The sequence below is a fragment of the Vibrio sp. D401a genome, from assembly GCF_030248515.1.
Taxonomy (GTDB): domain Bacteria; phylum Pseudomonadota; class Gammaproteobacteria; order Enterobacterales; family Vibrionaceae; genus Vibrio; species Vibrio rotiferianus.
This window is the reverse complement of the sequence record NZ_JAHGAI010000108.1, coordinates 1-720: the sequence shown is the minus strand read 5'-3', so window position 1 is coordinate 720 and position 720 is coordinate 1. Positions and strand designations below refer to the sequence as shown.

The window sequence follows — 720 nt, the reverse complement described above, 5'->3', positions numbered from 1 at the left end:
CTGAAGATTTATTCATAAACTCAAAACTCCTTGAATCCAGTTAACGCCCTGTTAAGGGGTGAGCAACGCAATACAATAGCCGCCGCATACCACCTTAAACACTACAACCAATGCATAGTGAAAATGCCACGCGTTGCGAATCACTCTTAAACAGTTTGTTATGCCTGTCCTAACACGCACTCAATACAAGCTGATTTTTTCCGACGATACTCTTCTTGAGACCAACCTGTACAAGACATTTTCAGCTCATTGTATCGTTGAACTAACTCAGGACTTTTACGGAGTTTGTCTCTAAACCCCACAAAAAACTCAAATTCCGAACCATTAGCTACAACTTGAAAAGCGACATCCTCACCTGAGCTATTTTCCAGCATGCAAAGCTCCGGAGTTCTTAACGTATCGGATTTTTCGTTGAAGCCTAGAGTAGAAAGTAACTTTACTGCATTCTCTAGTTCCTTGCCGTTAACACCAACAAGTATGTCTAGGTCACCTTTAGATACAGCATTGGGGATAGAGGAAGCTCCAATATGCTCAATAGATGCATCTGGAAGTAAAGCAGCTATCTCAAGTTCGTACTTATGATACAGGTTTTCGCAAGATGCCTGATATTCATCTGCTTTGTAAAACTGCATATTTTCTCCCAAAAGGCATAACGCTTTGTTAAGGTGTGAGGCACGCAATACCGAAGCTTCCGCATAACACTTTAACCACTAAAACCAA

General features: G+C 41.2%; 1 protein-coding gene. It reads right to left on the bottom strand.

Annotation, left to right across the window (positions count from 1 at the left end):
- Positions 1-158 precede the first annotated feature (158 nt).
- Positions 159-632 (bottom strand): GrpB family protein, encoded by a 474-nt coding sequence (locus tag KIV41_RS24705; protein WP_252040581.1) that lies wholly within the window; start codon positions 630-632, stop codon positions 159-161.
- Positions 633-720: the final 88 nt, after the last annotated feature.